Below are 740 nucleotides of genomic sequence, written 5' to 3'. Positions count from 1 at the left end.
CGCTGGTCGAGGTTCAGGGTCTGCCATACTGGTTCCGTTCCGAGGGCGCAGCTTTGACGCTTTCGCAGGCGGCACCGATGGCTGCGGCAACCTTGCCGCGCGGTCGGGAAGAGGTTCTGGACGCCGTGTCCGCCTATTTGTCCAACGTTCAGGCGGTCGACTCGGCTTTGTCGTGCGGCTTCAACGATCTGTCGGCCGCAGTCGAGATACCTGCGCTGATCCTCGGCGGTGCCGCAATGCGGACAGGTGGTCCTGACATTCCAATGGGTGGTGTTCCGCTTGAGGATAACCAGACCTTTGCGTCTCTGATTGGTCCGGACCAGACAGAGGTCATTCAGGGTCTTGCAGACGAACGGCGACGCATTGCTGCTGCGTTTGGAGTTCGTAATCTGCCGGAGACAGGGCAGTGGATATCCACTTTTGCCGGCGCCGAACGTGGCTCGGGCGCGCGTCCGATCCCGGATCAGCAAACGTCGCGCGGTATGATGCGGGATGGGGTGTTGGGCTCGCTTGTACCTTTGGTCTCAGCGGGTGAGCTTGCGGGTATCCCGAGCCCGTTGACGAACAGCCTGATCGCGATGTCCGACCGAATTTTGGGGGCGGATGTGGCTGCCGCTGGACGGCGCCTCGAAGCCATAGGGGTTTCAGCGGGCGACGTTGATCAAGCGCGCCGTATCTTTGACACCATCGTCACCGGAGCTTCTTGATGGATGCAGATCTGAAATCAATCGCCGCCGCAC

Annotated in this window: 1 protein-coding gene; it reads left to right on the top strand. The window is 61.2% G+C overall.

The window, feature by feature from the left end:
• Nucleotides 1-707, top strand: a 707-nt coding sequence (locus tag ACR0EL_RS22205) for a hypothetical protein (protein ID WP_480502319.1), incomplete at its 5' end; no start/stop codon positions are given.
• Nucleotides 708-740 lie beyond the last annotated feature (33 nt).

It is taken from the genome of Ruegeria sp. AH12 (assembly GCF_056541465.1).
This window is presented reverse-complemented; position numbering and strand designations above follow the sequence as displayed.